The 9,827-nt window shown below is 68.7% G+C and carries 11 protein-coding genes; 7 read left to right on the top strand and 4 right to left on the bottom strand.

Translation table 11 applies throughout. The features are described from left to right. A partial coding sequence (locus VNN10_01710) for a carboxylesterase family protein (GenBank protein HXH20715.1) occupies positions 1 to 985 on the top strand: 985 nt, incomplete at its 5' end. A 9-nt stretch (positions 986 to 994) separates the two neighbouring features. On the opposite strand, the gene VNN10_01705 is transcribed toward VNN10_01710, so the two are convergent. The 3 genes from VNN10_01705 to xseB all read right to left on the bottom strand — a co-directional run bounded on the left by VNN10_01705 (position 995) and on the right by xseB (position 3,003). Next, positions 995 to 1,867: a formyltransferase family protein gene (locus VNN10_01705; protein ID HXH20714.1), complete on the bottom strand. Its 873-nt coding sequence runs from the start codon at positions 1,865 to 1,867 to the stop codon at positions 995 to 997. Then, the gene (locus VNN10_01700; GenBank protein ID HXH20713.1) at positions 1,864 to 2,634 is read right to left on the bottom strand and encodes a PHP domain-containing protein; all 771 of its coding nucleotides are present in this window, start codon (positions 2,632 to 2,634) and stop codon (positions 1,864 to 1,866) included. The genes VNN10_01705 and VNN10_01700 overlap by 4 nt, the downstream gene beginning before the upstream one ends. Positions 2,635 to 2,745: 111 nt before the next feature. Beyond that, positions 2,746 to 3,003 (bottom strand): exodeoxyribonuclease VII small subunit, encoded by a 258-nt coding sequence (gene xseB, locus VNN10_01695; GenBank protein ID HXH20712.1) that lies wholly within the window; start codon positions 3,001 to 3,003, stop codon positions 2,746 to 2,748. A 126-nt stretch (positions 3,004 to 3,129) separates the two neighbouring features. On the opposite strand from xseB, the gene VNN10_01690 reads away from it, so the two are divergent. Together VNN10_01690 and VNN10_01685 are read left to right on the top strand one after the other, a co-directional pair. Then, a complete protein-coding gene (locus tag VNN10_01690; GenBank protein ID HXH20711.1) occupies positions 3,130 to 3,696 on the top strand; it encodes a hypothetical protein in 567 nt (188 codons plus the stop codon). A 104-nt stretch (positions 3,697 to 3,800) separates the two neighbouring features. Further along, complete coding sequence (locus VNN10_01685) at positions 3,801 to 5,927, top strand: acetate--CoA ligase family protein (GenBank protein ID HXH20710.1); 2,127 nt, start codon at positions 3,801 to 3,803, stop codon at positions 5,925 to 5,927. A 243-nt stretch (positions 5,928 to 6,170) separates the two neighbouring features. On the opposite strand, the gene VNN10_01680 is transcribed toward VNN10_01685, so the two are convergent. Continuing rightward, positions 6,171 to 6,884 (bottom strand): hypothetical protein, encoded by a 714-nt coding sequence (locus VNN10_01680; GenBank protein ID HXH20709.1) that lies wholly within the window; start codon positions 6,882 to 6,884, stop codon positions 6,171 to 6,173. A gap of 127 nt (positions 6,885 to 7,011) precedes the next feature. Here VNN10_01680 and VNN10_01675 point away from each other — a divergent pair, with 127 nt between their 5' ends. The 4 genes from VNN10_01675 to VNN10_01660 form a co-directional block, all read left to right on the top strand. Continuing rightward, positions 7,012 to 7,656, top strand: coding sequence for a RecX family transcriptional regulator (locus VNN10_01675; protein ID HXH20708.1), 645 nt, complete (start codon positions 7,012 to 7,014; stop codon positions 7,654 to 7,656). Positions 7,657 to 7,786: 130 nt separating this feature from the next. After that, on the top strand, positions 7,787 to 8,461 hold the full coding sequence (locus tag VNN10_01670; protein ID HXH20707.1) for a hypothetical protein: 675 nt from the start codon (positions 7,787 to 7,789) through the stop codon (positions 8,459 to 8,461). A gap of 32 nt (positions 8,462 to 8,493) precedes the next feature. Next, positions 8,494 to 9,258: an ABC transporter ATP-binding protein gene (locus tag VNN10_01665; protein ID HXH20706.1), complete on the top strand. Its 765-nt coding sequence runs from the start codon at positions 8,494 to 8,496 to the stop codon at positions 9,256 to 9,258. A 67-nt stretch (positions 9,259 to 9,325) separates the two neighbouring features. Next, positions 9,326 to 9,827, top strand: a 502-nt coding sequence (locus VNN10_01660; protein HXH20705.1) for a DUF72 domain-containing protein, incomplete at its 3' end; no start/stop codon positions are given.

The following is a 9,827-nucleotide window of genomic DNA, read 5'->3' as shown; positions in this document are numbered from 1 at the left end:
GGCCTTCGGTGGCGACCCGAACAACGTCACCATCTTCGGGGAGTCAGGCGGCGGCCGTAAGGTCTGCACCTTGCTGGCGATGCCGGCGGCGAAGGGCCTCTTCCACCGCGCCATCGTCCAGAGCAGCGTCACCCTGCGGGCGATCGAGCGCGACCGCGCGACGGAGATGGCAGAACGCCTCCTCGCGAAGCTGGGCATCGGCAGGGGCGAGCTCGGCAAGCTTCAGGTATTGCCTCACGAGCAACTGACGGAGGCGATTGGCGTGCAGGGCGGTGACGGCGCGGCTGGAGGCGGCTTCAACTTCGCGCCCGTCATGGACGGCGAGTACATGCCCGTGCACCCCTTCGACCCGGTCGCCTGTCCGACGAGCGTGGACGTCCCGCTGCTGCTCGGGACGAACAAGGACGAAGCGGCGCTCTTCATGGCGCGAGACCCCCGCAGGCGCCGCCTCGAGGAGCACGAGCTCGAGGAGCGGCTGGCGGCCCTCTTCGCGCGCTCGGCCCTCGACTGGCGTGAAGTGCTCGCGGTCTACCGCAGGAACCGGCCGGAGGCCACGCCCTGGGACCTGCTCGTCGGCATCAACAGCGAGGCGCGGCGCCTGGCGGCGAACACGCTCGCGGAGCGCCGGGTAGCGGCTGGCGGCGCACCGGTGTACATGTACTTCTTCGCCTGGGAGTCCGACTTCCTCGGCGGCCTCTACAAGGCGGCCCATGCGATGGAGATACCGTTCGCCTTCGCGAACGTCGACGACGTCCCGATGACCGGCGAGCGCCCGGACAAGCACGAACTCGAGTCCGTGATGAGCGCGGCCTGGGCGAACTTCGCCCGGAAGGGCGACCCCAACGGCGGGCCGGTCCCGGAATGGCCGCAGTTCGACACGCAGCGCCGCGCGACGATGGTGTTTGACGTCCCGTCTCGCGCCGAAGACGACCCGCGCAGCGAGGAAAGGCTGGTGTGGAAGGGCGACCTGAGCCTGTACAGGTAGCCCGGCCGGCTAGGGGCCGGGGGCAGCGGGAGTCTCCGGCGCCGCGAGGCCTGGCGAACCTGCCACCAGCTCCTCGACGCGCTGCGACAGGTCCACCCCTGCCAGCGGCCGTCCTTCCGCGTCGGTGACTTCGAACCCGCCCGGCACGCTCCGGATGCGGAAGCGCCCATCGGCGAAGCCCCGCAGCGTCTCGACCAGCAGCGGTATCTCGCGCGCCACGCCCCGCGCGCGGACCTCCTGGAACAAGGGGTTGTCCTCGCCTTCCGCTGACTTGATCTCCGCGACCGTCCTGTCGCCGACCTTCGCCCATAGCTCGTCGATGCCGGGGCCGCGCAGGGAGTAGCGGCAGTACGTGACCACCGGGCCCCGGTCCAGGTTGCCGTCCGCGAGGAAGATCAGCACGCCGCTCTCGCTTGCCCGCTGCTCGATGAGCTGCCAGACGACGTCCTGCCAGACCCCGATGGGGCCGTCCGGCGCCGCGCCGTGGAGGTTGATGAGCGGCCAGCGCTGATAGAGCACGTCCGTGAAGATGAGCATGTAGCCGGCGGCAACGCCGAGGTCGAAGCCGTAAGGCTCGACCAGCTTCGCGATTTCGGCGTCGTATTCGCGCCGCCATTCCGGCAGCGGTTCGCCTTCGCGTGACGGCTTGCCGCCGACTCTGCGGCGAAACTTCGTGTTGGAGAGCGTTACGAGCGGGATGCCTGCCGCACGGACTTCGTCGAAGAAGCGGTCCGTGTTCTCGAAGTCGCCGGGATCCCGGTTCGAGAACACGAAGCTGATGCGAGCGTCCATGCCCGCGTCGATAGCTTCGAGCGCGGCGCGTAGCAGCTTCGCAGAGGTCGTCCCGCGCGCGGTCGCAAACCAGCCGATGCGCAGCGTCATGGCCCGCGGTCTCTGGTGGCGTCAGCCTGAACGGCCTGCTCCTGCCGGACACCGTCGCCGGGTCCTCGAGGCACGGAGTGGGGATAGCTCGGCCGCAGCCCGAGGCGCCAGCGCGCCTTCGCGTAGGTGCTGATCCAGTGCACCATCGGCAGCGAGCGCCGGAAGCTCACGCGCCCGCGCGCCAGCGCCTGGACGAACTCCTCCGGCGTCTCGAAGTCATCCATCTCCATGTGCACGCCGCCCATCTCCCAGCGGGAGTGCGAGTCTGACCCGACGCTGAAAGGCTTGCCCGCCGCGGCCGCCACCTCGCGGGCCCGGGTGTCGTGCTGGGGGAGAATGTTGCGGCAGTTGTAGCCCTCGACCGCATCGACCAGCGGCACGATCCGGTCAAGGACGTCGCGCTTGATCACGTTTCGCCGGAAGACGTCGAAGGGGTGCGGGATCGTGGCCACGCCGCCCTGCTCCTTGATCGCGCGGACCGTCTCCTCGGCGCTCATGCCCCGCGGGACAAGCTCTTTCAGGAAGAGGCCGATGATCTCGCCGTCGCGGGTCTTGATCTCCTCCCCCGTTATCACCTTCAGCTTACCCGGCGCCATCTTCTCCGCGAGGCGCGCGATCACGATGGCGCCCTCGATCTCGTTGTGGTCGGTGACGGCGGCGCAGGTGATCCCCTTGCGGATGCATGCCTGGACGTACGCCTCCGGCGACAGGACGGAGTCGCGCGAGTAGTGGCTATGGGTGTGAAGGTCGGCACGAAGGCGGGGCATTGCTTGGCTATCGGCTTTCGGCTGGTCGGCTATCGGCTTCTGCCGTCACCTGGCCGTACTCACCCCGGGGTCGCGCTCCGCTGTAGGCGCCTTCGGGCAAGGACTCCTGCCTCACTCCTCCTCCTCGGCAGTCGCACCGGCATCGTATTCGATTGACGGCTCGGCGACCTGAAAGCTCTCACGCAACTTCGTGATGCGGAGCTCGGCTTCGTCGAGCAGGCGCTGGCACTGGCGGGCAAGGGTCACGGCGGCCTCGTAGGCCTCGAGGGAATCGTCGAGGCTGAGGCCGCCCTGTTCCAGCTTCGATACCGTCTCCTCGAGTTGCCTGTATAGCTCTTCGAACGACTGTCTGGCCTTTGGCCCTGCCATGAGCCAAGTTTAGCGCCATCCGGACGTTCGGACAGTGCCGTTGCGGCGCTTGTGAGGCTTGCCGGCCGGCAGTAGGATTGCGCCGCCATGAGGTGGTGCGCGCGACTGGCCTTGCTCGCCACGTGCGTGGCCGGGTTCGCGTGTGGCTCAGACCGCGATCCCCCGGTAACGCCCACGCCGGGCGTCTCGCTACCAGCGAACCCGACGCCTACTCCCGCCGAACTGGCCTGGGCGGAGCGAGTATGTCTCGCCATCCAGGTGTCCCAGGTGGCTGCCGCGCGTGTGCCTGAGGCGATGGTTGACCCCACGAGGCTCTCGCTGGAGGAGCGGCGCTCGCGCGCTCAGAGCCTGTGGTCGGCGCTTATCCCAATTGCTGAGTCCGAGTTGCGGACGCTGGAGTCGATCGCGCCGCCCGCGGCGGCCAGGGCGCTGCACGAAGCTATCCAGGAACAGGTCCGGGTGCCACTGGCGGAATGGCGGCGCTCGCTCGAGGAGATCGATGCTATCTTCGCGAGCACGGCCTCGGTCGACGCCAACAACCTGCGCCTGCAGCAACGGATGCAGGAAGCGCTCCGCCTCGCCGACCGCGCCTACGTCAACAGTCCTCCGGGTGTGCGCGGCGCCCTCCGCAGCACCGATGCTTGCATCGGCACCGGCCTCCGGCCGGACCCCACGCCAACCCCGCGACGTTAGTCCCCTCGGGGCCTGGCGGCCCTTGCCACCCGAGTCCAAGGTCTCTAGCCGCCAAGGCTCCCGTGCGCTACATTCGTCGATACGTCTGACATAAGGAGCCCCACATGGATGGCGACTACGTTCGCGCGACCATCGACCGCGCCCTCGCCCAGGGCCGGTCCGGACTGACGGCCTCGGAGGCCGGAGATATCTGTCGCGCCTACGGAGTTCCCCTCCCCGCGGAGGGGGTTGCCACCAGTGTCGAATCGGCCGTCGAGACCGCAGCGCGCATCGGCTACCCGGTGGCGCTCAAGGTGCTGTCCGCGGCGATCAGCCACAAGTCGGATGCCGGCGGCATAGCCCTTAACCTGACCGACGACGCCGCGGTTCGCGGCGCCTACGAGCAGATCATGCTCCACGCCGCTGCTTTCGACCCCACCGCGACCATCGATGGCGTGCTCGTGCAGGCCATGGCGCCCGCCGGGCGGGAGGTCATCGTCGGCGCGATCACGGACCCCACCTTCGGCAAGGTGGTCATGGTCGGGCTCGGCGGCATCTTCGTGGAGGTACTGAAGGACGTCGCTTTCGCTCTGGCGCCGGTAACCAAGGAGCGCGCCCGGTCGATGTTCGCCGAACTCAAGGGGGCGTCGCTGCTCGAGGGCGTGCGCGGAGAGCGGCCAGTGGACTTCGATGCGCTGTGCGACACCGTCGTCAAGGTCTCGGAGCTGGTGAGCGCGCACCCGGAGATCGCCGAGCTCGACCTCAACCCCGTGATCGCCCGCCCCGACGGTTGTACCGCCGTCGACGCGCGCATCGTCCTCTCGAATGAGGGCGCTGCCGCCGCGCGGCCGCGGCCCGAGCGCGAGGAGATCCTGGCGGCGATGCGCCGGATCATGAACCCGCGGTCCGTTGCCGTGATCGGCGCCTCCGCTGAAGAGGGCAAGATCGGCTACTCGGTGGTGCGCAACATCCTCGATGGCGGCTACAAGGGCAAAGTGCATCCGATAAACCCGCGGCTTTCGGAGATACAGGGCCTCAAGGCCTATCCGGCGATCACGGATGTCCCCGGCGAGGTCGATGTCGCCGTGTTCGCGATCCCCGCGCCCGCGGTCGCGGGAGCGCTGGACCAGGCTGGGCAGAAGGGTGTCGCCGGCGCCATCCTCATACCCTCGGGCTTCGCGGAGACGGGCAACCAGGAGCTACAGGACGACATGGTCGCGGTCGCCCGCCGCCACAACGTGCGCGTGATGGGTCCGAACATCTACGGTTACTACTACACACCGGCCAACCTCTGCGCGACCTTCTGCACGCCGTACACCGAGCGGGGCAGCGTGGCGCTCTCATCTCAGAGCGGCGGCGTCGGCATGGCGATCATCGGATACAGCCGGACGAACAGGATGGGAGTCTCGGCAATCGTCGGCCTCGGCAACAAGTCTGACCTGGACGAAGATGACCTCCTCGAGTACTACGCCGAGGACCCAAACACGCGCGTCATCGCCATGCACGTGGAGGACATCAAGGACGGCCGCGCCTTCGTCGAGGCGGCGAAACGGGTGTCGAGAGAGAAGCCCGTGGTGGTGCTGAAGGCGGGGCGGACCGCCTACGGCGCCCGGGCCGCCGCGTCACACACCGGCGCGCTCGCCGGTACCGACCAGATATACGAGGCTGCCTTCCGCGAGGCCGGGGTCATCCGCGCTCGCACCCTCGAAGACCTGCTCGACTGGTCCCGCGCGCTGTCGATGCTGCCCGTGCCCCGGGGCGAGAACGTGCTGATCGTCACCGGCGCGGGCGGGTCCGGCGTGCTGCTCTCCGACTCCTGCGCCGACTACGGGCTGAAGCTCATGGAGATGCCGGAGGACCTGGGCCTGGGCTTCAAGGAGCTGATCCCACCCTTCGGGGCGTACGGCAACCCGATTGACATCACGGGCGGCGAGCCGCCCGAGACCTACCGGCGGGCAATACGCCTTGCCCTGTTCGACGACCGGGTGCACTCGCTGATACTGGGCTACTGGCACACCATCATCACGCCGCCCATGGTCTTCGCGCAGGTGGTGGGTGAAGTGCTGGAGGAGGCCCGCGCGGCCGGCAAGGTCAAGCCCGTTGTCGCCTCACTGGTGGGGGACGTCGAGGTCGAGGAGGCCTGCCGCTATCTCTCCGAGCGCGGCGTGCCGGCATACCCTTACGCCGCCGAGCGCCCGGTTGCCGCGCTCGCCTCCGTGTACAAGTGGGCACGCCAAGCGGGCAAGCTGTAACCACGCCCGTCGTTAGCAGGACGATAGCTCCGCGATCCTGTTACCGCTCCTCCCGCGGCCGATCATGGCGCTGAGGAGGAGGTCGTCATGTTAGCTCGAACCCGCGTCATAGCCCTCGCCTGGCTCGCCGCCTTCACCGTCGCGCTCTGGCTCTGAGCGACCGCGGCCTCAGTAGGCGCCGCACCGTGCCTGTGCACGACATCCGGCCTGAGTGTGGGATCCGGTGAGGCAGCCGGCGCCGCCTCAGCGCAGACCGCGACTTGCCTCGTCGAAGTAGGAGCTCACTAGCGGCGCCACGAAGTTCACGTCCATGTTGGGGAAGCTGCCGATCGAGACGGTCGCGACGTATGGGCCCTGGCGCGCCATGCAGACGAACCACTGCTGCTGCTGGCCGCCCGCGGTCGCGAAGTTTCCCAACTGGCAGAAGGACTCCTCCCAGGCGGCGCCCAGGTTGGGTTGCTGTTGCAGGTTCTGGAACAGCGTCCCCTGCCAGGTTGTGCGCAGCGCGGTGAATGCCGCCGTCGCGTTGGCGGCGCTGGGGTAGCCCTGAACCGTGTTCTGCACCGCGAAGGGCCGCCCGGCGGCCGGCGCGGCGCCCGCCTGGTAACTGCTGTAGATCAGATGGACTCCCTGGGCCGAGAGCGCCGCGCCGATCGCAGGTGCGCTCGAGAAGGGCAGGTTCGGGTCGGTGACCTTGTCCCGCAGCGTCTGGATGTTCGCGCCGAGGAGTGACGTGACGTGCTCCATCGCCATAGCCGCCGCCGACAGGCGCGAGGGGTTGAAGGCCGCCGCGGACTGCGTGGGCGAGGCGGCCGCCGTGGGGACGGTCGTGGCGGGCGGTTGGGTCGGTCCGGCGCCGTCGGAATCTCCGCCGCCGCAGGCAATCGAAATCAGCAGGGGTAGTGCGGCCAGGACCAGCGTCCGCGAGCGCCGTGCGCCCCGATGTTCGCCTCTCACATGACACCTCCCAGGCTCACCAGCCCCCGGCTAGAGCGGCCGGTCCGGCGGAGTATAGGCGAGGCGCCCGCGTTTCGTCTTCACTTGAGGTTACTGCTCAGCCCGGCGCCGCTGTAAGCTTCATCGGATGCCCCGCATTACTGCCATCGAGCGCCGGCGCTTCAAACGCCGTGCCGACATCTGGCTGGATGGCGAGAGGGCCTTTTCGCTCTCCCTGGAGCTGATAGCAGCATCCGGCCTGACGCCGGGGCGCGAACTCAGCGCAGCAGAGGCTTCGGAGCTGCGGGAGATGGACGAGCGCCAGCAAGCCATGGAAGGCGCGTTGCATCTCCTCTCCCGGGGGCCCCGCTCGGAGAGAGAGCTGCGGCTGCGGCTGCGCCGCCGGGGTCTCGGGAGGCCCGCAGTCGATGCGGCGGTCGAGCGCGTGCGAGAGCTCGGGTATCTGGACGACGGGGATTTTGCGCGGGCCTACGTCGAGACCCGCCAGGCCACTGCCCCGCGTTCCCGCCGCCACCTCGCTTTCGAGCTTGGCCGCAGGGGCATATCGAAGGAAGTCGCGGCCGGCGCGGTCGAGGATGTTTCGGATGAGGACGCCGCCTACCAGGCGGCGCAGCAGCGCCTGCGCGCCCTTCGTAACCTCGACCGGCGCGCGTTCGAGCGACGGCTGGGTACCTTCCTAACGTCAAGGGGCTTCAGCTACGGGGTCGCCCGCGCGGTGATCGACCGCTGCTGGCAAGACATCTCGGCGGCCGGGGCCGAGCCGGAGGTCTGACATCGGCGACATCCTCGATGCCGCGGCGTTCTTCGAGAGGCATCGCGCGGGCCTCCGCAGGGCCGCGATCGACGGCGGGCCAATCGGCGCTGCTGGATTCGTTACCGGGTTTGGCTCCTTCCCCGAGCGGTTGATCCTGTACACGCTCGGGCGCCAGGCGCTGGTCCTGGAACCGGGCGTGCCTTCAGGCCTCGACGCCGCGGTAGCGGTGGCGGACGCCGGTATTTCCGAGGTCGAGGAGTACCTGGAGGAGGCGGGCGACGCCGTTGAGCGCCAGAACCTCATGCGAGCCCTGCACATGCTCAATTTCAACCTGGCCGCTGACCTGGCTGACTGCTGGCCGGACGACGAGGTCCCGCGCGAGCAACGCCATTTCGAGCGGGGCCTGAGGGCCGCCGAGTCGCTCCTGGGGCCGCTTTTCCAGGGAGCCGTGGCGCCGGACGTGCTCGCGAACGACCACTGGGTGAAGGGCATGCACCTCCTTTGCCTCGGGCGCCCGGAGGAGGCGTTCCGTGCCTGGACTGATGCAGCCGCCTGCGCTGCGGAAGCCGCGACTCGCGCCGGCCTGCCGGCGACGGGTCCGGACTCAAGCCTCCAGTTTCTGCTACTGAGCGGCTACCTGGGCATCGCGCTGGCGGCCCGGGGCGGCCAGGAGGGCAAAGTTGGGCGCACGCTCCTGACTACAGCCCTCGGCTACCTGCGGCAGCGGCGCCGGCGGCCCGAGGAAGCGGCCGAGGCCGGATACTTCATCGGCCAGCTCGAGAAGGTGTCCGCGAAGCATATGGGGTCCCCCGGCCCCGTTTGAACTCGTGGCGTTCGCGGCTATAGGCTGGGCGTGTGGACAACCAGACCCCGCCGGCCATCGTCGTACGCGACGTCAAGAAGAGCTTCCGGCTCACCTCCCACCGCGCCCGGGACGTCAAGACGATGGTCCTTCACCCCTTCCGCCCCCGGGTCGAGCAGGAGCCCTTTTGGGCGCTTCGAGGGGTGTCCTTCGAAGTGCCGAAGGGCCAGAGCCTCGGCATTATCGGCGCGAACGGCTCCGGAAAGAGCACGCTGCTGCGCATCCTCGCGGCGATCACACAGCCGACCACGGGTAGCGTCGAGATCCGGGGCCGGGTGGCGGCGCTGCTAGAGCTCGGCGCGGGCTTTCACGGGCAGATCAGCGGCCGCGAGAACGCGCTGCTCAACGCCGTGCTCCTGGGCCTCACCATCCAGGAAGCGCGCGAGCGCCTGAACGACATCATCGCGTTCGCCGAACTCGAGGCGTTCATCGACGAGCCGATGCGCACCTACTCGGCCGGGATGTTCCTTCGTCTCGGCTTTGCGGTCGCGGTCCACGTCCGCCCGGAGGTGCTGCTGGTCGACGAGGTGCTCGCGGTGGGCGATGCCGAGTTCCAGGAGAAGTGCTTCTCTCACATCGAGAGTCTGCGCCGCCAGGGTGTGACGATCGTCATCGTCTCGCATGACCTGCCGGCCGTCGAGCGCTTTACCGACCGGGTCCTCCTCATGGAGCGCGGCCTCGTCGTCGCCGATGGGGAGCCGGCGGCGATCATCCGCCGCTACACGCACGAAACGGAGACGGCGGGGCGGCCAGGCTAGGGCTGAGCCCATCAGAAGACGGTCCCCTGGCCGAGGCTGCCCGCCGGGCGCGCGTACAATCGATCCCGTGACCTCTCCCGGACGCGGCCGGATACTCGTCGGCACCGCCGGCTGGGCCGACCCGACCCTCATCAGGAGCAAGCGCTTCTATCCGCCCGAGGCAAAGACGCCGGAGGAGCGCCTGCGCTTCTACGCCTCGCAGTTCTCGATGGTCGAGGTCGACAGCACTTTTTACGGCATCCCGCCGATCGACAACGCGATCCTGTGGGCGCAGCGGACGCCGCCGGGCTTCGTCTTTGACGTCAAGGCCTTCCGCCTGTTCAGCCTGCACCAGACGCCGCTCAAAGTGCTGCCCTCGGAAGTGCGCGGCGAAGCCGAAGCCTTCGCCAACAGCCGCGGCAACGTCTACCTGGAGGAATTGCCTGACGGCCTGGTCAGCGACCTGTGGCAGCGGTTCCGCGACAGCGTGGCGCCGCTGCGTTCGGCGGGCAAGCTGGGCTACATCCTGCTGCAGTTCCCACAGTGGGTGACGAAGCGACGGCACAATCTGCGGTACATCGAGAAGGCTG

It is taken from the genome of Dehalococcoidia bacterium, from assembly GCA_035574915.1.
Taxonomy (GTDB): domain Bacteria; phylum Chloroflexota; class Dehalococcoidia; order DSTF01; family WHTK01; genus DATLYJ01.
This window is presented reverse-complemented; position numbering and strand designations above follow the sequence as displayed.